The organism is Streptomyces sp. NPDC019443 (assembly GCF_044389785.1).
In the GTDB taxonomy this organism is placed as follows: domain Bacteria; phylum Actinomycetota; class Actinomycetes; order Streptomycetales; family Streptomycetaceae; genus Streptomyces.
In genome coordinates this window covers 344,944-367,204 of record NZ_JBIRYJ010000003.1, presented here as the reverse complement: position 1 = coordinate 367,204, position 22,261 = coordinate 344,944, and the positions used below count along the sequence as shown (strand labels likewise).

Annotated in this window: 13 protein-coding genes; all 13 read right to left on the bottom strand. The window is 70.2% G+C overall.

Going from position 1 to position 22,261, the window contains the following annotated elements; translation table 11 throughout:
- Positions 1-28 precede the first annotated feature (28 nt).
- The 13 genes from ACH492_RS12045 to ACH492_RS11985 are packed head-to-tail and all read right to left on the bottom strand — an operon-like array spanning position 29 to position 22,234.
- Positions 29-2,188, bottom strand: a complete 2,160-nt coding sequence (locus ACH492_RS12045; RefSeq protein ID WP_398985383.1) for a hypothetical protein — start codon at positions 2,186-2,188, stop codon at positions 29-31.
- Entirely contained in the window at positions 2,185-5,943 is a 3,759-nt protein-coding gene (locus ACH492_RS12040) for a putative baseplate assembly protein (RefSeq protein WP_398985381.1), read from the bottom strand. The genes ACH492_RS12045 and ACH492_RS12040 overlap by 4 nt, the downstream gene beginning before the upstream one ends.
- Positions 5,940-9,134 (bottom strand): putative baseplate assembly protein, encoded by a 3,195-nt coding sequence (locus ACH492_RS12035; RefSeq protein ID WP_398985379.1) that lies wholly within the window; start codon positions 9,132-9,134, stop codon positions 5,940-5,942. The genes ACH492_RS12040 and ACH492_RS12035 overlap by 4 nt, the downstream gene beginning before the upstream one ends.
- Positions 9,131-9,514 carry a GPW/gp25 family protein gene (locus ACH492_RS12030; protein ID WP_307665179.1) on the bottom strand — a complete coding sequence of 128 codons (384 nt, stop codon included), beginning with the start codon at positions 9,512-9,514 and terminating at the stop codon, positions 9,131-9,133. The genes ACH492_RS12035 and ACH492_RS12030 overlap by 4 nt, the downstream gene beginning before the upstream one ends.
- The gene (locus tag ACH492_RS12025) at positions 9,511-9,849 is read right to left on the bottom strand and encodes a hypothetical protein (RefSeq protein ID WP_398985376.1); all 339 of its coding nucleotides are present in this window, start codon (positions 9,847-9,849) and stop codon (positions 9,511-9,513) included. The genes ACH492_RS12030 and ACH492_RS12025 overlap by 4 nt, the downstream gene beginning before the upstream one ends.
- Positions 9,850-9,878: 29 nt before the next feature.
- Positions 9,879-10,406 (bottom strand): phage baseplate assembly protein V, encoded by a 528-nt coding sequence (locus tag ACH492_RS12020; protein WP_398985374.1) that lies wholly within the window; start codon positions 10,404-10,406, stop codon positions 9,879-9,881.
- A 26-nt stretch (positions 10,407-10,432) separates the two neighbouring features.
- Positions 10,433-11,572 (bottom strand): hypothetical protein, encoded by a 1,140-nt coding sequence (locus ACH492_RS12015; protein WP_398985372.1) that lies wholly within the window; start codon positions 11,570-11,572, stop codon positions 10,433-10,435.
- A complete protein-coding gene (locus ACH492_RS12010; protein WP_356221836.1) occupies positions 11,565-11,915 on the bottom strand; it encodes a LysM domain-containing protein in 351 nt (116 codons plus the stop codon). The genes ACH492_RS12015 and ACH492_RS12010 overlap by 8 nt, the downstream gene beginning before the upstream one ends.
- Positions 11,916-11,918: 3 nt before the next feature.
- On the bottom strand, positions 11,919-12,584 hold the full coding sequence (locus ACH492_RS12005; protein WP_307665184.1) for a hypothetical protein: 666 nt from the start codon (positions 12,582-12,584) through the stop codon (positions 11,919-11,921).
- Positions 12,581-13,261 carry a hypothetical protein gene (locus ACH492_RS12000; RefSeq protein ID WP_398985370.1) on the bottom strand — a complete coding sequence of 227 codons (681 nt, stop codon included), beginning with the start codon at positions 13,259-13,261 and terminating at the stop codon, positions 12,581-12,583. Before ACH492_RS12000 ends, ACH492_RS12005 begins: the two co-directional genes overlap by 4 nt.
- A gap of 11 nt (positions 13,262-13,272) precedes the next feature.
- Positions 13,273-19,761 (bottom strand): DUF4157 domain-containing protein, encoded by a 6,489-nt coding sequence (locus tag ACH492_RS11995; RefSeq protein WP_398985368.1) that lies wholly within the window; start codon positions 19,759-19,761, stop codon positions 13,273-13,275.
- Positions 19,758-20,054, bottom strand: a complete 297-nt coding sequence (locus ACH492_RS11990; protein WP_398985366.1) for a hypothetical protein — start codon at positions 20,052-20,054, stop codon at positions 19,758-19,760. Before ACH492_RS11990 ends, ACH492_RS11995 begins: the two co-directional genes overlap by 4 nt.
- On the bottom strand, positions 20,045-22,234 hold the full coding sequence (locus tag ACH492_RS11985; RefSeq protein WP_398986207.1) for an AAA family ATPase: 2,190 nt from the start codon (positions 22,232-22,234) through the stop codon (positions 20,045-20,047). The genes ACH492_RS11990 and ACH492_RS11985 overlap by 10 nt, the downstream gene beginning before the upstream one ends.
- Between the last annotated feature and the right edge of the window lie 27 nt (positions 22,235-22,261).

Genomic DNA, 22,261 nt, shown 5'->3' with positions numbered 1-22,261 from the left:
GTGAAAAAGTCGTGTCGGGTGACGGGGGTCAGGTGACGGCGATGATCCCGGCGTCGGTACCGGCCGGGGTGTACTCGGCGAGCCGGGCCCGCAGGCTGTCCTCGCGCTGGGGCTGATAGAGGTCGTGGAAGGCGCCCATCTCGGAGCCGTCCTCGGCGCCGCGCCGGATCTCTTCCGCGCAGCCCGCGGCCAGTTGCCCGTACGCGGGCGTGCCGTACCGCTCGCTGGTGAACAGCGGCCGGACCAGCTGCGCGTTCTCCGTGCCCACCAGGTCCGGCTGGCAGCGGTGGCGGCGCGGAGTGCGCGAGCCGGGAGGCACGTACGAGAACCGCACACAGCCGATGCCCCGCCGGGCCACGTGCAGCCGCCCCGTGAAGATGCTGTTCTCGGCGATCTCCACGGCGTGGGTGTGGACCTCGCCGATGACGGTGGTGCGGTGCGCGTGCAGTACGGCGTGGGCGTGGCGGCAGTCCGGGGCGGACAGCGCCGCCCGATCGTGACCGGTGGCGTCCAGGATGCTGTCCCGGATGTGGATGGACAGCGGATCGTGGTTCACCTCGTCGCCGATCACCTCGATGGTGCCGAGGATGCTGCGGTCGACAGACACACACGCGGTGGTCCGGTCCAGGACCAGACTCGGCTCCTCCGGGGAGTGCGGATCGCACTCGGGCTCCAGCGACCAGCCCGGCACGAGCGTGCAGTGCCGCAGCACGACCGCGCCCACAGGGCCGGTGACATTGAGCCCGCGACCGGTGATCAGCAGACCGTCGAGCACGATCCGCGGGGCATCGCCGTCACTCTCCTCCTGGGCACGGATGTTGAGCGCGTCCGGCCGGTTGCTGTACCAGTCGAGCAGCCGGACCACCGGCCGGGTGCCCTCGGCCGCACGCAGCTCAAGGCGGTCGCCCGGGTCCAGATCGAAGTCCAGCTGCTCCTGGTAGGCGCCACTGTGCGTGATCTCGATGATGCCGTCGGGGCCGCAGCGTCCCGACCGCCTCTCGCCCCGCCAGTCGTTGTACGCATCCATGATCCGCTGGTACGTCTGGCCGGGGCCGACCCGGTAGACCGTCGCGGCCGTCGGCGTCTCACGCTCGCGGGGGTACTCGCCGCCGCCCGTGTCGTCCGCGAACGCGTAGTGGTAGGTGACCCACACGCCCTGCCGCGGCGCCGACCTCGACCCGAAGGCGATCCGGCCCAGCGCCGGGTCGACGGCCACCTGCCCGCGCCTCGGGCGGTAGCGCCAGTCCGTCAGATCGGCCACCACGATATCGGACAGCGGCACCGGCTCGTCCTGCCCGTCGCGCCAGATCGTGAAGCTCTTGCCCGGCCCGTAGTAGTCCGCGAGCCGGTCGGCGAGCTGCCTGCGCCTGATGTACGCGGGCACATTGTCGATCGTCGCGACATGCGTGGCGGACGGCTCCGGCACCGGCTTGGTCACCAGGGGCGTGTCATTGCCCAGAATCGAGAAGGTGTAGAGGTTACGGGCCCGGTCGATGCAGTACGCGGGCGCCTCGGTCACGTGGTACGGCTTCAGTCGCCAGACGAACAGCCCGACCCCCGCCGGGGAGTAGCCGCCCTGCGTGCGCGACGAGCCCGCCCGCCGCACATTCACCGACTGCGCGACCGCGCCGAACGGCCCGCCCGCCAGATCGAGCGCCGCCCCCTCCCGTACGTCCACGAGCCTGCCCCGGTCCCGTCGGCGCGCGTTGACTGCCTCAGTGACCGATCCGTACAGCTTCACCGGCTGCTGGTGGGAGACGAGCCGGGAGAACTCCACGGCCCGCGAAGGCCATCCCGCGACGTCCTCGGCCAGCTCCTCCAACAGGGCGAGGGACCCCTTGCGCCGCCGGTTGGCGACCGTGGCGGCCACATCGCGGCGCGGTGCCAGGGCCTCGGCGAGGCGGCTGCGCGAATCGTCCCCGTCCGCGCCCTCAAGGCCTTTCGCCTGCACCCGCTCGTAGCCCGGCAGCGGGGTGTAGCCGACCAGATCGCCGAGATACGGCAGCACCCAGTCAGCCGCGGTCTCCACGAACCAGTCCTCGTAACTCTGCTCGACCCCGTCCCGCACCCGGTCGACCTGCTCGGCGATCACCGCGAGCAAGGCGCGCAGCTGCTCCCCGCCCTCGGCGTCCCGCAGGCGGTGCCACTGCGGGAGCAGCTCCGCGAGCCCGTCAGGTTCCCTCGTCATGCGGTGACCTCCGTCAGAATCAGCGTGTCCGCGACATGCGGGGAGAGCAGGGTGAGCTGTGCGGGCCGGATGCCGCGGAAGACGAACACCGCCCGGCCCTTCTCGAGCCGCCGGGTATCGGTGATGTCCGGGTTCAGTCGCAGCAGTTCGGCGAGCGGAATGCCGTACCTGGCGGCGATGTGGGTGAGCGTCTGACCGTCATCGGCGGTGACACGGTGCACGTCCTCGTCGTACTCCGCGAGCCTGGCACCGACCGCGGTACGGGGCTCGGCGAGCTGCTGAGCGAGGTGCGACAGCTCGTCGGGTGTGACGGACGCCGGCACTCCGGTGAAGACGTCGACGTCCACGTAGTCGACGCCGGGCACCCTGTGGGCCGTCGCCAGCACCTCGGACAGCCGCGCCGGACGGCCCAACTCGCGCCGCCCGCTGCCGAATTCACGCAGCAGTGCCTGCCGCAGCCGCGGCTCGACCACGGTCCAGGTGTGGTCGCGGGCGACCTTCACCTTCGCCGCGAGCAGCAGCAGCACCAGCTCGCGTACGTCGACGCGGACCGGCAGCCGCGAGTCGCCGTACTCGGCCAGCGAGGAACGCAGCGCGCGCAGCACCTCGGAGTCGTCCGCGATGGCGATGTCGTCCACCCCGGCGACCGTCACATGCAGCACCCGTCGCCGGCCGTCGAAGATCTCGCGCGCCGCCGCCCGGCCTATGCCGGCCCGCGAGCGGGCGAAGTCCTCGTAGTCCGTGACGGACACGAGCCGGTCGAGCGCGGAGACCGCGAGCGGGATCGTGCGCCGGGTGAGACCCGGACCGTCGGCGTCCGCGCCGCCCGTCGCGGGCTGCGGATTGGTGACGGCGGTGACGCCCAGCGGCCGGGTGATCGCCTGGGTGATGCGGTCGGCGCGCACGTTGGCGGCCTTGCCCGTGCCGAAGCGGTACCGGGCCCGGACGTTCTCCTGCCCGGTGGGCAGCCTCGCGCCGTGCACCCCGTCGCCGAAGGCAACGGTCGTACGCCCGTCCCCGGCCGTCCCGGACACATAGACCCGCTCGCGCGGACCGCGCCCGGCCAGACTGTCCACCTCGTGCCACAGCAGCCCGTCGACGCGCACCTCCAATGTGGGCGTCGCGCCCAGGGGATTGTCGGCGGGCAGCCAGGTCAGCGGCGACTGCCAGAGCGCGAACGTCTGGTTGGTCCGGTCGGTGTCACCGCTGCCGATGGGTTCGTCGCGGCTCTCGCCGTGCGTCGCCGGGACCACATTGCCCTGGATGCGGACCGTGTCACGGCGGTAGCGGTAGGCCAGGTCCGTCGTGAGCGTCAGTTTCGTATGGACATGGTCGCCGGGCAGCCGCGGGTCGAGCTGCTGCTCCACGGCGGCGATCACGGCCAGTTCGGTGCCGCGCACTCCGGCCGTGTTCGGGATGTCGGTGCGCTCGCCCGACACCACCAGATGACGGCCCGGCCGCAACCCGTCGTACAGCTCGGCCAGTTCGAGCTCATTGCCGTGCACGTCCTCGCCGAGCGGCTCTTCGGCCAGTCGCAGCGACTCACCGCCCGCATGCACTGTGGCGTCCCGGATCGTCGAGAGCAGCACGTCGTGCTCGTCCAGCCAGGGGTCGGCGAGGGTGAGCTCGGTGCCGCGGCCCGTGATCCCGAAGTTGGTGTAGGCGGCGGTGCGTACCGCGGTGACACGGGTGGTCACGAGCGCGAGTTTCTTGTCGCCGGGAATTCCGTCCGGACCCTCGGCACCCTTGCGGGGACGCTCGATCGCGACCCAGCTGCCGAGGGTGATCCCGTCCTGCACGGAGTCCAGCGACAGGACATGACGGTTCGCCTGTTCCGGCACGGTGGTGATGCCGACCTCGACATTCGCCGGCTCGCTGCCGACCGTGTATCGCACGGTCACCTCGAACCCGCCGTGAGTGACCTGCTTGTGCTCGCCCGGAGCCAGCAGCCAGTTGAGCGGCTCGCCGTTGTGCACGGCCACATGCACCCGACCGTCCTCGGCGGGCCGGGACACGAACACGATGCGCTCGGGCAGCCCGGACGTGAACTGTGCGGTGACACCGGGCTCCTGGGAGTCCGCAGGACGCCTGGTCAGCCAGCTCAGATCGTGGTCCTGGCCCGCCCGGGTCTGCAGCAGGACCCGTCCGGGCCCCAGGCCGAAGCTCGTCTCTGCGGGCAGGTTCTCCGACCGCTGCACCGAGGATCCGGTCTCGATGTGCTGGAACTCGGCGCGCACCGGAACGCGGCCCGCCGTGTCGTACACGACCCGCATGGTCGTCAGCGCGGATCCGGAGAGCGGCCAGTCCGTCTGCCGGACGACCCGCCCGCGGTCGTCCTGTACGGGCTTGAGCGGCGCCGTCGCCCCGAACGGAGCGGCGGTCACCCGCATCGCCTGCAGCTCGCGCAGCAGCGCAGGCACTGTGGGAGCGGCCTGCCGCCACGCCGTGTACATCCCGTCCGCGACCCGCGGATCGAGCGCGGACAGCAGCTGCGCGCCCAGATCGGAGCCCGCCGCGAAGTACCGGCCCGGATCGTGCGACAGCGTGCGCGCGCCCGACGGAGGCCGCACAACGCGGGTGCGCAGCGCCGGAAGTACGGCGCCGAGCGCCCGCATGGCGGGCGATGCGGCGTCGGCCGCCGGGCCCGGAGATTCGGGACGGGAGGGCTCCAGATCGGCCGCGCGCTCCATCAGCTCGCCGACCACGGCCTCCAACTGCTCGAACCAGGCGGCGACTTCCTCGTACGGGGCGGCGATCGCCTGCGCCTCGGCGAGCCGCTCATGCGGATCTACGAGTCGCCTGGCGAACTGCGAGGGCGTCTTGATTGCGTCCAGATCGGCGCGCAGCGGCGCAAGCACCTGCGTGTCGAAGGCCTCGATAATCCGGCTGACAGGACGCGGATTGGGGTTGTCGGGGGTGGGTTCGCCCTCCTCGACCTCCCGCTCGTCCTCGGTGATCCACTCGCGCAGTTCCGTCACCAGCTCGGTCAGCGACGGCGGCGCGGACTGCGGCAGTCCGATCGCCGTCACATCGTCGTCCCGGTCGATCCGGACGCGCGCCACGGGCAGCAGCAGCCGCTGTCCGGGCGCGTCCTTGCCCGCGTCGAAGACGAAGAGCAGCTTGTCCCCGGTCTGCAGGGACGTACCGGTCCCGGAGACGAAGATCTCGGACTGCTTGCGCAGATCGTCCGGGGTGAGCAGCGCCGGCCGGCGCCGTCGGACCGCCAGCTCGTTCCAGGCCCAGCGGGCGACGAGGTCCTCGCTGGTCTCGAAGGCCTGCGACTCCTCGTCGGAGGTGGTGGGCACGCTGTTGCTGCGCGCGCCGCACGGGATCAGCACCGGTACGTCCTCGGCCCGCGGATCCCGGTCCAGCGTGTACGCGAGATGGGTGTCGGCGGCGATTCCGGGCCGCGGCCGGTGCCCCACAAGACGCCCGAGCAGGGCCAGCGAGCGGTGCTCGTTGGCGGTGCGCAGATAGCCCTCGTCGGCGATGCGTTCGGAGTGGAAGGTGAGCAGGTCGCCGACTACCGCCCAGGAGTCGAGCAGCCCGATCGCCGGATCGTCCGGGGTTCGGACGGTCAGCCCGCGCAGCGCCGGATAGGCGGGGGATGCGAGCCGGTCGAGCATGGCCGCAAGGAACGAGCCGTACTCTCCCACCCGGTAGTCCAGGGCGGTGCGGCCCGGCGGGTTGTAGAGGGCTTCGGGCGCGTGGCGTTCGTCGTGTCCACCGCAGCCGCAACCGCAGGAGCCGCTCATCGGGCACCTCCGCCGAGCTCGATCGACAGCCGGCCGAGCTCCGGCCGTTCGGGGTCGTTGTCGCAACGCGCGATCTCCAGCGGGCCGAGCCGCAGCACGCCTGCCTCCAGTGCGGTGTCGTCTGTGTCGTCTGTGTGGTCCGGGGCTGCGAGGGTGCTTTCGTGGAACAACCGGCGAAGCCGGGTCACCGTCACGCTCTCCACGCCCTGGACGGCCGCGGCCACGGCCACCAGACGGCTGAGCCGCACCGGTTCGCCGAAGCTCAGCGCGTCGGGGTGGAAGAAGCCCATCCGTCCGCCGGACAGCCGACGGCTGCCCAGCAGCCGGTACAGCTCGGCGAGGATCTGGCCGTGCTGATGGCCGGGCGCGGCGCACACCGTGAGCGCGATGTCCAGCGGCACCGATCTGGCCGGTCCGACCACCAGGTCGTGGCCGATCCGGCGGTAGCTCTCCAGTGCGTACGACACCGAGTCGAGCAGCTCCGGGGAGGGATCCCCCGTGCCCTGCGCATCGACGGCGACATGCGCCTCCTGCACACTGCCGGTCCAGCGGATCTCGGCGGCCGCCCGCTGCACCCCCGGCAGCTTCGACGCCAGCGCCGCGTAGTCGTCGGCGGTGACGGCCCGCAGCCGGGTGCGCTTGAGGTCCAGCGGAGCCAACTGGCGTACCTGCTCGATCGGTTCGGGCTCGGTGCCGCCGACGGCCGGCAGCGGATTGCGCACACCGGCGACGGGCAGTGGGTCCCCGGCCTCCGAAGCCTCCGGATCACGGCACAGGACGAGGTGGTTGATGGCCTCCGCGCCCACGTTGCCGGCCGTGCCGCCGCCGCGCCGGTAGTGCAGCTCGAGCCGGGCGCCCGGCTGCGGACGGGCGCCGTGCCGGCCGTCCCCGAACCGCAGCGCGATCCGCCCGTCGTCCTCCAGCTCGCCGACGAAGTGCCGCTCGCGCGTGCCGGAGTCGAGCAGATCCCGCTTCGGCGTCCACGGCTCGTCGCCGTCCGCGATCGTCACCGCGGGCAGCGCTGCCCGCGGATCCTGTACGAGCGCGGCGGCAGGCCCCCGCAGCACCGGCTCGTCCGGGTCGAGCCCGGCCGCGTACTGCGGGCCCCAGGTGTGCGTGATCTCCCAGGCGACGCCGTCATCGAGCACCGCGCCCGCCCGCGCCCGGGCACTGAGCACCTTGATCCGGCGCTGCTTGGCCGCCAGCAGCCGTTCGCTGCGGTGCAGCAACTCCCGCAGCGCACGCACCGGATGGCGGCGCAGCTCAAGACGCTCCAGCACCCGCAGCCCGAACAGCACGGTCAGCTCGGCGATCTCCGCCTCGGTGAGACCGTCGCAGTCGCGGGCGCTGCGCCACAGCTCCACCAGCCGCTGCCGGACCCGTCCCGGAATCGCCGCAAGCCGCTCGGCCTGCCCGGCCGACACATGGCGCGGCTCGGGGAACGGCACGGACTGGACCACGGGGGAGCGCTGCAGCACCGGCCGGAAGCGCGGCGGGATGCCTGGGTAGACCACCTGCGCCAGCAGCGTCTCAAGCGCATCGGCCTGGGCGTACGCGGTGCCCGGCACGACCTTCTCGCGTCGCCGGCCCGCGAGTTCCAGACCGAGACCGGCGCGCCCGGTCGCGTCCTCGCCGACGACGGTGAACAGCTCTCGTACCTGATCAGCTGTCAGCAACCGCCCGCAACGGGTCTGCTCCAGGCGGGAGTTGATCAGATCCGCCGTCGGGTTCCCCTCATCACGGTCCCAGCAGCCGAAGCCGGACGGATCGCAGGACCCGAGGACTGCCGGCGCGGGCGGCACGGTGACCGTCTCCGGCGCGGAGCCGCAGAACGTCAGCGACCGGCCGTGGTCGACGAGCGCGACATTGCCGCGCGCCACGCTCACATCCTCCACGGGTCCGCAGTCCGGGCCGCCACGCGTCGACAGGCAGACGGGGAAGGCGAGCGCGTCCTCCGGCGCCCAGGTGACCTCCAGGACCGGCTGGTCGGCCAGCCGGTCCACGGCCGGGGTGACGGAGGTGAGGCGTACGGCCTGACGGTGGGCCGGGTCGGCGTCGCCCGGCGTACCGGACCGCGCCCCGCGTACCTCCTCGAACAGCAGCAGATCGCCGGGGGAGAGATCCAGCGTCCTGGCAGCGCACTCCTCGTCGGTCCACTCGTCCCGCAGCGTCGCTGCGGTGGCCCCCTTGGGCAGCGAGCACACCTCGTCGCCCCAGGTCCAGAAGCGGATCGTGTTGTGCTCGGGGCGCAGCACCAGCGGCTCGTCGCCGACGACCGGCTCGAACACCTCCACCGAACCACGCTCGTCGAGCACGGCCAGATCCCGGTCGTCGATGACGGTGCCGATCTCGGGCCGGTCGCGCGGCCCGAGCGTACGGACGTCGACCGAGGCGAATCGGAAGGTGCCGGGCGCCAGCGTCAGCGCCCGTACGGTCTCGACCGCGACGAACGCGCGCGCGTTGACGCCGTCGTGCATCGGATAGTCGACGAGCCGTACGTGACGGCGTACCGAGACCCGGCGGCGTGCCGTGTCGAGATACGCCTCCGTCGCGACCGCGTCCTGCTGATAACTGATCCGGTCCGCGGTGTGGGCCAGCAGCTCGACCAGCGTCGTGCCGAGGTCGGCGGCATTGCGTTCGACCCAGTCCGGGGTGGTCAGCGCCAGCCGGTCCAGGATGAGGCGGCGGATCGTGTCGTAGTCGCGCGCGGTGTAGTCGATGACCGGCGCGGGAGCGTAGGCGGGCGGGCAGTCCGGCTGCTCGTCCTTGCAGTCGAAGGGGGTGGGGCAGTCGAGCCGGAACTCGAACTCGGCCGAGAAGTACCGCTGGTCGAAGCCGGGAAAGGGCTCGGTGCCCGGCCGTCCGTACGGATCCGTGTCCACGACCGAGAGCCGGTAGCGGGAAGTGTCCCCGGTCCGGTCCAGCGTGACGTACAGCCGGTCGTCGAGCTCCGGGTCCTCCTCGCGTTCGACGGACAGCTCCACGGCCTCGATGTCCGTGATCCGACGGCCGCCGTCGATGCGTATGTTCTCGGGGCACAGCCCGTGGGGCGCCTTGCCCAGGAAGGTGACGGTGAGGGTCAGCCCGTCGTCACCGACCTCGACCGCGTCCACACCGCCGAGCTGCGCCGCCCGTACCTTCGTGCGCCTGCCGTCCGTACGGCAGACCAACTCCTTGCTCGTACCGCTCATGCCGGGCCGCTCCCCTCGAACACCTCGTCGCGCCGGCTCGCGGTGGAGCGCACCACGTAGCGCAGATACACCCGGACGACGTTCTCCTCGCTCACCACGTCCAGGGCTTCCACCTCGATCAGTTCGCCCAGCCAGCGCTGCAGCGAGGCCTGCACCGAAAGCTCCAGTGCGGAGGCCAGCTCCGGGCTGTTGGGCGTGAAGACCAGATCGAGGAGCCCGCAGCCGAAGTCGGGGCGCATCACGCGCTCGCCGGGGCTGGTGAACAGCAACTGCTCGATCAGATCCCGCACATGCTCGTCGTACGCCGCGTGCGCGGTGCGTCCCCGCCGGTCGGTGCGGAAGGGAAAGGCGATGTCGCTCCTCGTCCTCGTCGTCCTCATCGGGAGGTCACCCCCCGTGTCGACGCGGCGACGACCGGCGGCCCCTGCGGCACCAGCGCGGCGCTGAAGCAGAGCGCGGACGTGCTGTCCAGCAGCACGGGCGAGCCGTCGACGAGCACGCTGTCGCGGTGCGGCGTCCAGCGGACGGTGGCGCACGGATGCGGCACGCCGTCGATCGTGTGGCGGCAGCCGCTGACGATGAAGGCGTCGGAGGCGGTGGGCACTTGATGGCCGTCGATCCGGACGCCGGCCGACAGGGCGGAGGCGGGCACGACCCGGCCGCCGTGCGGGCAGCTGATCGCGGACCCGCCGCTCACGAGATTCCCGGACAACACGATTCTCCCCGTTTCATTGGTCCTTGTGCTCATCGCTTCCTCGGCACGATCAGCCGGCCCTCGTTGATGTTGACCTCGTCGCCGATCAGCACGATGGACGCGCCCTTGCCGTTGCCGATGGTCACGCCCTTCTCGTCGATCTGGATGTACGCCCCGTCCTTGGCCTCGAGCAGAATCCCCGTGCCGCCGGGCACATCCGACATCACCAGCTTGTGATCGCCCGGCGTCTGGATCACCACCGGCTGCGAGCCGGGCAGCTCCGCGGCCGCGCGTGGCGGCAGCTCGGAGGCGTCTCCGTACCAACTCCCGGTCCAGATGGGGAAGCTGGGATCCCCTTGCTCGAACTCCATCCACACGCCCGCGCCGATCTGCGGGACGACGTACTGGCCCGCCTGCCGCCCGGTGAACGGCAGGCAGGGCAGCGCCCAGGTGGAGGCCTCGTCACCCAGCACGTCCGGGACCTGGACCGTGATCCGGCCGAGCTTGAGCGGGTCCTTGTTGTCGATCACCCGCCCCCGGAACTTGCCGAGAAACCGGTTGTTCGGTCCTGCAGCCATGCGAAGTTCTCCTGGTCCTTACGTCTCTACGGACGCACTGTGTTGCTACGGGCGATGAGGCCCTCGCGGGAGAGCGTGAAGTTCTGCTGGTACGAGCCGGGGCGCAGATTGTGGGTGACGGACTTGACGTAGTAGTCGCCGTCGTATGTCACGCCGGCCCCGCGCACTCCGACCAGTTCACGCGGCCGCAGCACGTATCCGTGCCGGTTGACGTCGAGCTGCCCGGAACCGGAGATCGCGTCGGCGGAGGTCGCGGCGCGGCCCAGCATCTCGGCCTGGGCCTGTTCCAGGGCCTTCTTCGCGGTCCCGGAGAGCGTCTTCCGCTTGAGGGCGGGCGAGGCGCGGCGGCCCAGCGGCGGGCGCAGCGGGCTGATGTCGGGCTGGGGGAGCAGCTGCGCGTCCCGCGTCCGGGGGTCCTGCCAGCGCGCCTGCGGCTCTTCGCGCGCTGTCCCGTCGTACGCGAAGGTCAACTGGTCGACGGTGGAGTTGACGTCCATGTTGACGTTGAGCGCGTGCTGACGCTCGCCGAGGCGCTGCTCGGGTCCCCAGAAAGCCGTGGACCGGCCGGGGCGCGGTCCTGGGTCGAGGTAGAAGGTGTAACCGTTCGCTCTGGCCAGCTCATTCACGTACTGCAGATCGGTGCCGGTCTGGTAGTCGACGCGCAGCAGCTCGTGGGGTGGCTGGTGCACTTGCTCGCGGAAGATCCGGGGGTCGATCCCGTAGTCGGCGTACTTCTGGAGAATCCGCTCGACGCGCTTCGAAGGAGCCAGATTCGGATACCGATCGGTGCGCTCCTCCAGGTCCATGAGCAGGGTCAGGTCTTCGCCGGTGACGGTGAGGGTGGTCTGCCCCGGGATATTGCTCGCCCCCACCTCCTGCCGCACGATCAGCCCATCCAGGATGACCGTGGGGGTCCCTTTGATCGAGGTGATGACGATGACCCGGGTCTTCGGGTCGAAGAACCCCTCGGGCAGCAGCCGCTGTGTGATCAGCCCCCTCTTGGTCAGGTCGAAGGCGAGCTGGAACCCGCTCCGCTCCCCGGCGGTCATGGTGATCTGCGCGGACAGCAGCGCCTCGGTCACCTCGGCCGGCACGGGTCGGGTGAGCTTGGGCCCCATGCGCAGGCTGAGATGTACGGGCCCGCTCCCGATGGGCTCATCAGCCATGGAACCCACCCGGCAAAGGAATATCGATCTCCCGCCCCGGCTCGGCGGTCAGCTCGCCCGGGTCGAGGACGGGGTTGGCGTCCGCGATCTGCCACCACTGGCCGGGGTCGCCGAAATAGCGCTGCCCGAGATGGTCGAGCCGCTCACCGCTGTTCACGGTGTGCGGCGCGGTCTCGTCGGCGGCCTCGCTGAGCGGGGGCAGCAACCGCCGCTTCGTATAGCGCACTTCGGTGCCGTCGGGCAGGCGATGCACGCCGATCTCCGCGTCGTGATACCGGCTGGTGCGCGGGTAGGGGTGGGCCCCGGGTATCGCGTCCAGCGCACTCTCATAAGGATCAATCACGTCCTACAGCCCCCGTCCCAGCCCGAGTTCCGCCAGCCGCCCGCCTCTTGCGGCCCTGGCCAGCCGCTCCTTCTGCGCCAGATGTGCGAGATACAAGTCGGCCCCCCGATGCCCGGCCGGCAGGTCGCTCACGCTGAGGACCTTCATGCCGATGCCGAGGCTTGCCCGTATGGGATTGAGGTTGACGTCGAACGCCGACTCGTTGATCGACAGCTCTGTGAGCCGCACCGGCATGACGCGCTTGCTCCCCCAGGTGAACAGCGTCAGCGGCATCTCGATCGGGCTGATCTCGATGGTGCCCTTCTTGGTCAGGCGGGAGGCCTCGCGGAGCTGAGCGGAGGTGGGATGCACCAGCATCTCGAGCGTGGCGAGTTGGGGATGGATCCCGTCGGGCGCGGCGACCTCGAACTGATCGGTGGCGTCGATCTCGGCGGTGAACTTCCAGCTCTCCTCGGCGGGGCCCTTGAGGCGCAGGGCCTCGTTACGGTCTCCTCCGCTGCCCCCTCCGCCGCTGTCACCGCCTCCGCCGGCGGCTTGGGGGGCGAGGGAGCGTTCGAGGGTGTCGGGGTTGAACTGGAGGACGATGATGCGTTGGGGGGTTCCGCGCTCGGGGTCGACGACGACGATGCCGGAGCGGATGGGCTTGGGTATGTCTGCGTAGCGGGTCACAGCCGGGCCTCCAGTCGGGCGCGGAGGGCCCGGTAATCATGGTTTGGAAAGACTTCGGGAAAGGTATCGAGCATCACTTCGAGGCGGGCCGCAGTCGTGTGGAGTTCCATTGAGTTGAGCCGCACGTCCGCGAAGAGGTACTGCCAGCCCGACGTTCCCTTGGCTGCGAGGGTGACGTCGAGATACCCGGCGTAGTCGAGATCTAGACGCTCAAGGCGGTGAAGGCCCATGTCGTAGAACCACACTTCGAAAGCGGCGTCCTCCGTGACGTACAGTCCCGCGAGATTTCCTGTTCCTCCGCGCGGCGCCGTGTCAATTACGCAGAGGTCCCCCAGAACTTCCCGTTCGGCCGGCTCCAGTGCATCGTCGTCCGGTGGAATGATGCTCCTCGAGATGCTCTGATGGATGTGGTTCAGGCAGAACTCACCCATGACCAGCGGGCCTGTCGTGGACCGCCAGGCGACGTGGATCTCGTCAGGACGGAAGAAATTCCTGCGGAACGAGTCGTCCAGGTGGACGTCCTCGCTCGTGGCGAGATCGTCGATGACCGTCCCGAAATCTCCGCGCAGTGTGTGAACAGGTGCCAGATACTGGTGGGTCAGCTGGGAGTAGCCGGCCTCCTCGATTTCCTGGATGGAATGGACACAGCGGTTCTCGAATGAGTTGTGACTGTTCAAGGGGCGATCCTCTACCTCTTCCGGGAGTCGCGGTCGAGACTCCAGTCGATCTCTTTCTTGTTGTCCAGCTCCTCAATCCTCCCGACCAAGGCGTCCACTTTCTCCTTCGTGAGGCCCCCCTTCTGCTCCAGATGGGACCTGACATCACCGGGGTTGCGATACACCGGACGGGCGACGGGGATCAGCTTTCCGTCTTTCATGGTCCTGGGGCGCTTCCCATTGGAATCCAGCCCCGCGATGCGTCGTGCTTCGGCATAGGTGATGCGAGGTTTTCCGAGCCGGTTGCGCAGCGTGCTCTCGCCTGCCGTGTTGATGTGCAGCTTGTTCTTTTCGCTGTCGTCGGGCTTGGGGATGTTGAACTGTGCGTAAGAGTCTTCTTTCCCCTCGCGTTTCCAGTCGCTCCGGGACCGTCCGTTTCGCTCGGGGCTTGTTTTTCGATAGCCGCCGTATGTCGTCCGGATGTAGCTGGGGAATCCGGGGAAGTCGTCGTAACCGAACTTGGCCTCGACGTCGTACCAGATCATGCGCTTCTCGTCAGGAACACTGCTGTAGGCGTCCTCCTCGATCTCCCGGTAGAAGGTGAGGTTTGTTCGCTGGCTGCGGGCCGGGACGAGATTGTTGCCGCCGGCGAGGCCTCCGAGTGCTTCTGGGAGAAGGTGCATGCGAACCCAGGCAGTTTTGTTGGTCATTCCGCTCGAGGTGATGTGATCCCACCCCTTCGGCTGCCCTTCGTTCGCCGCATCCGGCGTCTCGCCAGTGTTCTTCACCACCTTGCTGAGGAACTCTGCCCGGACACGCTTGTTGGGGATGTTCGCAGTGGGGTCGGTCAGATCGTCGTCGACGCGCGGCGGAATGATCGGATCCGGGAGGCCTTGTTTCTCCAGGTAGTCCGTGCGCTCCTCCGGACTCATCACGCCCTCGGCCGCCGTACCGCCGGGATTCAGCTCGGCCCGGACCTTGAAGTTGGGATCGTTGATCTTTTGCAGGCTGGTGAGCCGGTAAAACCTGCGCAGTGCGCCGAGCAGAGCGCGGTGGACCGGGAGCTTCATTCCGGGCCTCAGTCGTTTCTCCAGAAGGGGGTTGATGCGCCTGATGATCTTACTCAGACGTTCCCTCTTGGAATCCTTCGACTTGTCGTTCTTCTTCCTGTCGTCGCGAATCCTCTTCTTCTGGTTCAGGCGGTTCCTCTTGTCGTCGCGCATCCGGTCGCGCTTCTTCTTGAAGAAGTCGCGCATCTTCTTTCCGCTGTTCTTCAGCGCCTGGCCGACCCTGCTCTTGCGGAGCTTCTTCCCGAGCGCCTTGCCGGCATTGCGGACCTTCTTCAGGGCCGACTTGACCTTGCCCTTGATTTTCTGGAGCGCCTTGCCCAGCGGGGACTTCGGCTTGCGTGGCTTCTGGCGCTTGGGAGCCTCGGTTTCCTTCTTCTTCTTGGGCGCCGAGTCGGGAGACTTGTCCTTCTTGGCGTCGGGCTGGTTCGCAGCCTTGTCCGGCTTGCTGACGGGCTTCTGGTCCGGCCGTTCCTCCGGCTTCTGCTGGTCTCGCCGGGTCTCCGACTCCTCCCGCCGGTGTTCCCGCTCCTTGTCCGGCGTCCTGCTCGTCGGCCTGTCCGAAGTCGCGTCCTTCGGCCCCCGGTTCGCCCCCGGCCCCCGGTCCGTCGAGGTCGACCGGTTCTTCGGGACCCGCGGGCCCTTCGGCTTCGCCGGACCCGTCGGCTTCCTCAGTGCCTCCTGCGCGCTACGCACCGCGCCCCGCGCCTTGTTCACCGCGTCGCCCGCCGCCTGCTTCGCGCCCTTGCCCGTCTTCTTCAGGCCCTTCATGATCTTCTCGGCCATCGCCTTGAGGCGCTTGCCCACGCCCTTCGTCGCGCCCGCCAGACGGATCATCAAGAAGTTGGCGATGAAGTCCAGCAGCGCCACGATCCCCGCCGCGACCGCCTCCGCGAACAGGCAGGCCGCCGGGCCCGCCTTCACCGCCTTCAAGTACGCCCAGAACTTGCTGAAGGCGTTCAGGATCGAGCTCAGGCTCTGCCACGCCGCCATCAGGCCCTGCACGATCGTCAGGATCGCGCCCGCCGCCGGCACCAGCATCGAGACGACCTTCTCGATCACGATCGACGCGATCATCATCGGCAGCGACGCGATGATCGCGTCCCACGCCATCTTCCCGATCTGCTTGATCGAGACGCAGCCCTTCACCAGGACGTTGATCACGGCCTTGCCGAGCCCGAGGATGCCCTCGACCTTGGTGTCGAACCACCGCTTGACGCCCGTCTTGATCGCGCCCCAAAGGTGGTCCTGAATTCCGGACTTCGCCGAGCTGCCCGCCTTGCTCAGCCAGCCGCCCGGGTCCGGGGCGATGTCCGCGACCAGTGCCGCGAACTTGCCGAGTGCCTCGATAGCCGCCTGGGCGAACTTGATCGCGCCCAGGATGACGGCCTGATAGATCTTGATGACGGCCTTGATGCCCGCCTCGAGTACGTCGAGGAGTTTGTTCAGGCCCGCGGCCAGGGCATCGAGCAGTGCGTTCACGGCCTTCTTCAGGCCGTCCGCCAGCTCGTTGACCTTCGCGATCGCCTTGTCGCGCAAACCCTCGATCGCCTTGCGGAACTTGTCACGTAGTTCCGGGAAGGCCGCGAGCAGCACGTCCCCGATGGCGATCAGCGCGTCCGCCAGTACGTTGATCGCCTTGATTGCGAGGTCGCGTACGAAGTCGATGGCCTTGTTGGCCCACTCCTTGAACGTGTCGATGATGCCGTTGACCGCCTTGCGCGCGGCATCGAAGACCTTCGTGACCGCTTCCAGGAGCGCGGTGAAGAATCCCTTCACCTTGTCGGCGATCCAGCCGAAGAAGCCGCCCGAGGGCTTCTCCTCTTCCTTCTTCTTCTCGGCCTCCTTCTCCGCGTTCTCGCGCTCCGTGTCTATCTGTTTGTTGTCCTTGTCCTTCCGCTCACCTACTTCCTTGTCCTTGTCGTCCCGGGCTTTGACGATCTCCTTGTTCTTGCTGGTGTGTTCCTTCTCGGACTTGGTGTCCGCGTCCTCGATCTTCTTGTCCTGCTCGGCGCGCCAGTTCTCGCGCTCCCGCTGAGCTTCATCCGCGGCACGGCCCCGCTCGGCCGTCTGCTTCTCCGAGTTCTGAGTGACCTCGCGGTCGATCTCGGTCTGCTTCTCCTGCTTGGCCTGCTGCTCGCCCTGCTTCTGTTCCTTCTCCTTGGCGACCAGATCGCCCTGGGCCTGGCCCGCGGCCCCCTGGATCTCCGAGCCGCGTTCCTGCTTGGCGACCGCGCCGACACCGGGCTTGGGTGCGGACCCGGCCTCGAGACCGCCCCCGCCGCCCCGCTTTCCGCCACCCGTGGCCTTGCCGACCAGCCGCTCCTGGGGCGCGTTGGGGAAGATCTGGTCCTCGCCCATCGGCTTGGCCGCGTCCTCACGACCCGTGCTCTGGATGTCGGACTGCTTCTCCTTGAGCGCCTTGGCCTGGTCGTCCGTGCGCTTCGGGTCGCTCTCGCCCTCCAGCCTGATCTTGGGGGCAGGGCCGACCGTCTTGTTCTGCAGTTCCGGGTCGACGGTCGGGACCGCATCGGCCGCGGCTTCGACGTTCTTCGCCTCTTCAGCGGTCAGCTCGGCAGCCACCGGCGCAGGCGGCGGGGGAGTGTTGTCGGTGGGCTTCACGCCCTCCGCCCTCTCGCTGCCCTTGGCCTTCTGCTTCTCGCCCTGCTCCTCGGGGCCCAGTTTCTCGACCTTGCCCGTCACCTGGGCGGCGGGCGCAGCCGCCTGTGGCGGAGCCGACTGGGTCTGCGGCGCGCCCGAAGGGCGTTCCCGCGTAGGCGGGTTGGCGGCAAGGCGCTGCTGCTCCTCGCCGACCTTCTTGTCCGCCGCGGCGTCCACACCGGGCATTGCGGCCGCCGCATGGTCCGGCGCCAGCTTGCTGACCGTACCGATGGCGGCCTTTGGGTCCTGCCCCGAGACGTCCGGCGGCTCCTGCTGCTTCTCCTCGGGAGCCGCCCCACCGCCTCCGCCACCGCAGCTGCCGCCGCCCTCGTCCTTCTCCGCCGCGGGCTCCGGCGGTGCGCAGCCGCCCCCGTCCTTCTCCAGCGACGCCTCCGGCTGGGCCTTTGCCCCCTCCGGCGCGGGAGCGCCGAACTTCCCAGGGCTTTCCGCCTGTTCAGCCGCGGGGCTCACGGCGGCCTGCGCGACCGACGGTGCGCCGCCAGGTCCGGCCGCGGCGCTCGGCCCCGCCGTACTGCTGCCGCCGACCACACCGCTCGGCGCCGCTCCCGGACCGCTCTCCCTGGGCACCGAGCTCTTGGGCGCCGATGCCTCATGGTCGCCCTTTGCGGAGTCCGCGACCCGGCGCGCGGCGGGGGAGGGCCTGCGGTCCTCTACCGAGGTCCGTTCCGTGTGTGCGCCCGCCGGCGGGGTCGCGGACGCCGCCGTACTGGTGGCAACGCCCACGTCCGGTGCACCCGCCGAGGAACCGGCAACCCCCGGCCGGGGCTTGGCGTCCTGTTCCGCCTGCTCCTTGCGTTCCTCCTGCTGGTCCTCGGCGCTCTTGGCGTCCCGCTGCTCCTCGCCGTCGCCGGAGTCCGAGTCCTTCTCGGCCGCGTCCTGCTGCTGTTCCGGATCCTGCTTCTCCGCCTCGGGCTCCGGCTCCTGCCTGCCGTCCGTCTCCGGGTCGGGGCCGACCTCCTGGTCCACCGGCTTCTCAGGCTGGAGGTCCTTCTCGCTGCGGTCCCCTGCCTCGGCCGCCGGGCCGCCCTCGGGCTGCGGCGCCTCACCCTCGACCGGGCCCATCTCCGCGCCCGGCGGCTTGGCCTCCGCCTCCGGGGCGTCCTCGTCCTCTTCTTCCTCGGCGTCGTTCTCCCGCTGCTCCTGGACCTGTTCGGCCTTCGTCGGCGGAGGAGTGGGGAAGGTGGGCACCGCGGCGGTGGGGTTGTCCGCGGTCGGAACGGACGAGACATCGAGGTCGGTCTCCGGCAGATAGTCCTCGGGCTTCAGCTCGGCCTCGCCCGCGCCGCCGCCCTTGGCCCGGTCGCCCTCCTCGCCGCCGATCTCCTTGTCCGCGCCCGCCTCGAGCCCGAGCGGCTTCTCCTCCTCGCGCGGGTCGCCCTCGTCCTCGTCCTTCTCGTGCAGGCCGTGCTCGGACAGCGCGCTGTCCCGCTGCTCCGCCCGCTCGTCCACCTTCTCCGGGCGCACAGGCCCGGGCTGCCCCTTGGCCTTCGGGTCGACGTTCTCCTGCTTCGACCCGTCGGCGGGCTTGTTCGCGTCGTCCTTGCGCTTGCGCTTGTCGGCACCGGGGGCATTGGCCTGCTCGGGGTCCTGCTCCTCCCGGTCCCGCTGCTCCTTGCGCTCCTCCTTCGCCTGCTCGGCGCCCTCCTGCTGCCCCTGCGCCCGCTCGTCGGCGGCCTCGTCGACCCGCTGACGGTCCTGGCCCTGCTTCTCCTCTTCCTGCTGCTGCTCCTGCGCGGCCTGCTGCCGGGCCTGGGCGCGCTCGTCCTCCTGCTCCGTGCGCCGAGCGGCTTCCGCCCCCTCGGCCGCGGCGTCCGACTGCGCCCTGCTCCGGTCGCCGCCGCGCTTTTCGTCGCGTGCCTTGGCGTCCTTCTGCTCCTCGCGGGCGTCCTCGTCCCTCTTTCCCCTGGCCTCGCGCCCGCCCTCTTCCTTGCGCTTCCACTGCGTGCGCTCGACACCCAGCAGTTCGAAGAGGTCCGTCTCCGGCTCGGGCACCTCGGCCGGCTGGAGGTCCACCGGCTTGGCCTCGGACTCCTCGGCGAGGTCCAGCAGTCGGTCGTACTCGTTGGAGAGCAGCCGCACTTCCAGCCGGTCGAGCACTGAGTCCTGCAACTGCGGTGACATCCGGGCGAGTTGGAGACGTACGCGGCCCGACAGGTCCGCCGGATCGCCGCGCAGTGAGCGCAGGACACCGTTCGCCAGCCGGTCCACCAGCGTCGCCGGGTCCAGCTGCTCCATACGGTTGCGGTCGGCGTCGACCGTTGCGTAGCGGAGCCAGCCGGGGGTGGCCTGGTTCGGCTCCACCTCGGGGGCCTGCTCCTCCCGTACGAGCGCCTGGGCCGCCGACTCCGCCTCGCGCTCCATCGCCTGCTGCGGCAGGCTCACCGCACCCAGATCGCGGCCCGCACGCAACGCGCCCAGGCCGTCCGGGTTCTGCACCGTGTGCAGGAGCTCATGAGCGAGCAGCCGCTGCCCGTCCGCCGTGCCCGGCCGGTAGGTTCCCTCGCGGAAGAAGATGTCCTGGCCGACCGCCACCGCGTCCGCGCCCAGCATCTCCGTGAGCGCACCCGCGTCCCGGTCCGTGTGCAGCCGCACCCGGCTGAAGTCGTGGCCGAGCTGCTCCTCCAGCTCCCGCCGTACGCTCAGATCCAGCGGCTGTCCGGCGCCGCTGACGATGTTCTTCGGCTCCGGGGTACGGGACTTGACCCGCTCCTTGCGCTTGCGCCGCCGTTCGGCCTGGGCCGCCTGGGTGTCCTGGGCATGGGACGTACTCATCGCGACTCACCCCGACCCGAAAGACCCGCGTGCACCGCACGTGCCAGCGCCTCGCCGAGCCGACCCGGCGAGGTGGTGGCGGGCAGCGGCGGCAGCCCGGACAGCGCGTCAAGGGCCCGCCCGCCGTCCGCGGCCAGCGGCACGCCCCGCTCCCGTACCAGCCGGGCCAGCTCAGCCTCGAAGGCGGCCGACACCCGGTCGGGGTCGAGCCGCTCGAAACCGTCGAGCACCAGCTCGCCGATGTCCACACGAATCGTCCGGGGAGCCTCGTTGAGATCGTTTTTCAGACCCATCCGTGGACCTCCGAGGGCGTCAAGGAGCGGTCCAGCTTGAGGTATTCGGTACGCGCCGCCTCCAGCATGTGACGCATCTGGAGCCGGTCGCCCTCCTCCGCCGCGAGGAAGGCGCCCGACAGCGCGATATTGCGGATGGAGCCGCCCGCCACCGTCAGCCGGGCCAGCAGCTCCGGATCGACGCCCTTCATCGGGGCGCGCGCGGGCAGCACCCGTCGCCAGATCTCGGCGCGTTCGCTCTCGCCGGGGAAGGGGAAGTCGACGACGAAGCGGATACGGCGCATGAACGCGGTGTCCAGCGCCTGCTTCATATTGGTCGTGAGGATCGCGAGTCCCCGGTACGCCTCCATGCGCATCAGCAGATAGCTGACCTCGAGGTTGGCGTACCGGTCATGGCTGTCCTTGACCTCGCTGCGCTTGCCGAAGAGGGCGTCCGCCTCGTCGAACAGGAGCAGCGCGCCACCGCGTTCGGCCGCGTCGAAGACCTTGCGGAGGTTCTTCTCGGTCTCGCCGATGTACTTGCTGACCACCTGCGAGAGATCGATGATGAACAGATCCAGACCGAGCTCCTTCGCCATCACCTCGGCGGCGAGTGTCTTTCCGGTGCCGGAGCCACCCGCGAAGAGCGCGGTGACGCCGAGGCCGCGGCGCAGCGTCGCGGCGAAGCCCCACTCCTGGTAGACGGTCGAGCGCTGACGCACATGCGCGACGATCTCGCGCAGAATCCGCAACTGCCGCTCTGCCAGCACCAGATCGCCCCACGCCGCCTGCGGCTCGATGCGCCGGCCCAGCTCGTCCATGCCCATCCGGGCCTCGGTGAGTCCGGCCCGCCAGGCGAGCCCGGTGGCGTCCAGCTCGTCCTCATCGGGCAGATCCCGTACGACGGCCGCGCCGGCGGACCGGATCAGATGCGGCGGCAGCGAGAACTGCTCGACGAGATCCTTCAGGTCCTCCTGTGACACCCCCGGCACGGCCTCGAACGCGTCCGTCCACACCCCCAGCTGCTCCTCGGTGTCCAGCGCGGGCACGGTCACGCGCTCGCCGCGCGGGCGGGCGGTCTGCCGCGGATCGGGGCTGGAGACGACGAGCGGGACGGCCGCGCTCTCGATGAACGCGTCGGTGGCCGCGGCCTGTTCGCGGTCGAGTTCGCCGACCTCCACGAGCAGGGCCGCGGGCAGCAGGATCGCCTCCCGCTGCCACAGACGCGCGAGCCGGTCGCGCTCGACGGGGTCGGTGGGCATGTCGTCGGCGGCCATCGCGTACAGGCCGAGTCCTGAGCGGCGGGCGGCCGCGGCAGCGATGTCGGCACGGGTCCGCAGATCGCCGCCGACCAACTCAACGCGCAGCGGGGCGTGCCGGCCCGCTCCCGCCCAGCTCGCTGCCACCCGGCCCGCCGCGAGGTCGTACGAGGCGGGCAGGGACTCCGGCACGGGCGCCCGGCGCAACAGCCCGTGCAACCGGGAGTCCAGATAGGGCGAACCGACCAGGAAGTGCAGGATGCGCTCGTCGAGCCGCAGCCGGGAGGTGGTCAGCCGGGTCTCGTCGTCCAGCTCGACGAGCCGCCAGCGGCGCAGCGGGGCGACGGGCGTGAGAGCGCTCCAGTGCGGTCCGCCGAGCGCGGCGAGGGCGAGCGAGAAGGTCGGGTACGCACGCTCCGGATCCCCGCAGGCGGCTGCGCACCGGCCCCCGGTGGTGGAGTCGAGCTCAGCGGCCGCGGCGAGCAGGATCACGTCGCGCTCGAAGGGGCTGAGTCCGAAGCAGGCGACGAGCGCGTCGAGGGTGGCCGGCCCGCGGACGGCGGTGAGCTCGGGGGCCTGGGGGGCGGCGGCGAGCCGGTCCTGGGATGACGGTTCGCCCCCGTCTGCCGCGGTGGGGGTGCTGCCTGAGGCAGCGAGGTCGCTCCGCCGCAGGGGCGCCGCGGCGTTCGCATCGCCGTCCTGCCGTACGGGCCCGGCCGCACCCGGCGCGGTAGTGCGCTCACCGGCTCCGGGAACGGCGCCGCCGGCGCGTGCGGCCGCCGTGTGCGGCTGATCCTTGTCGCCCCGCCCGGGTACGGGCCGTCCCTGCGCACGAGCCGCATGGGCGTCCACGCGGGCGAGCACGGATCGCACGGCCGCGAACAGCGCCCGCCCGTCCGCACCGGCGTTCGCCGACGCACCAGTCGACTCGTACGTCCCCATACCCTCACCCGCCCCCGTGTTGCGCAC

Excerpts from the sequence above, each read along its gene's own strand:
- ACH492_RS12045 (WP_398985383.1), bottom strand. The coding sequence starts at position 2,188 with ATGACGAGGGAACCTGACGGGCTCGCGGAGCTGCTCCCGCAGTGGCAC.
- ACH492_RS12040 (WP_398985381.1), bottom strand. The coding sequence starts at position 5,943 with ATGAGCGGCTCCTGCGGTTGCGGCTGCGGTGGACACGACGAACGCCAC.
- ACH492_RS12035 (WP_398985379.1), bottom strand. The coding sequence starts at position 9,134 with ATGAGCGGTACGAGCAAGGAGTTGGTCTGCCGTACGGACGGCAGGCGC.
- ACH492_RS12030 (WP_307665179.1), bottom strand. The coding sequence starts at position 9,514 with ATGAGGACGACGAGGACGAGGAGCGACATCGCCTTTCCCTTCCGCACC.
- ACH492_RS12020 (WP_398985374.1), bottom strand. The coding sequence starts at position 10,406 with ATGGCTGCAGGACCGAACAACCGGTTTCTCGGCAAGTTCCGGGGGCGG.
- ACH492_RS12015 (WP_398985372.1), bottom strand. The coding sequence starts at position 11,572 with ATGGCTGATGAGCCCATCGGGAGCGGGCCCGTACATCTCAGCCTGCGC.
- ACH492_RS11995 (WP_398985368.1), bottom strand. The coding sequence starts at position 19,761 with ATGAGTACGTCCCATGCCCAGGACACCCAGGCGGCCCAGGCCGAACGG.
- ACH492_RS11990 (WP_398985366.1), bottom strand. The coding sequence starts at position 20,054 with ATGGGTCTGAAAAACGATCTCAACGAGGCTCCCCGGACGATTCGTGTG.
- ACH492_RS11985 (WP_398986207.1), bottom strand. The coding sequence starts at position 22,234 with ATGGGGACGTACGAGTCGACTGGTGCGTCGGCGAACGCCGGTGCGGAC.